Here is an 876-nt window from a genome sequence, read left to right on the forward strand (position 1 = left end):
TCTCGCCTGCGATTGCCATCGAGCAAAAATCGACCAACCATAACCCACGCTCAACCGTCGGCACGATTACCGAGATTTATGACTATCTGCGTCTGCTCTACGCACGTATCGGTACGCCGTACTGTCCTGAGCATGGCGAGCCGATGGTCGCGCAGTCGGTCACCGAGATGGTCGATCAAGTCATGGCCTTGCCAGAAGATACCAAGATCATGATCTTGGCACCGGTGATTCGTGAGCGTAAAGGTGAGCATACTGTCTTGCTTGAGCAATTGATTGGTCAAGGCTTCGTGCGCGTGCGTGTCGATGGCGACGTATACGACACCGACGAGCTACCAACACTCGATAAAAAGAAAAAACATACCATCGAAGTGGTGGTTGATCGCTTTAAGGTTCGTGATGATTTGGGTAACCGTGTCGCTGAGAGTCTAGAGACGGCTTTACGTTTGGGTCAAGGGCTGGTCACGCTGCACTTTATGGATGGCAACCCAAAAGAAGGCGGTGACGACAATCAAGTCATGTCAGCCAAGCACTCATGCCCTATCTGTGATCGTGCCGTGCCTGAGCTTGAACCGCGTATGTTTAGTTTTAACAACCCATACGGCGCGTGTCCAAGCTGTGACGGTCTTGGTAAACGTCAATACTTCGCGGCAGAGAAGCTCATTACCCATCATGAAAAATCGCTTAATCAAGGCGCAATCAATGGTTGGGATAAACGTCATGCGTATTATTTTGGGTTGCTGAGCACTGTTTGTAAGCATTTCAAAATCGATATGGATATGCCATGGCAAGACCTCAGCAAAAAGCATCAAGACATCATCATGCATGGCTCTGGCAAAGAAAAGCTCACCTTTAACTTTACCGATGAGCGCGGTCGTA

Annotated in this window: 1 pseudogene; it reads left to right on the forward strand. The window is 49.4% G+C overall.

Features of this window, described 5'->3' with window-relative positions:
• Positions 1–876, forward strand: a pseudogene (locus ACS8FC_RS15905) (excinuclease ABC subunit UvrA); the annotation flags it as partial.

The sequence above is a fragment of the Psychrobacter sp. 1Y4 genome (genome assembly GCF_051847555.1).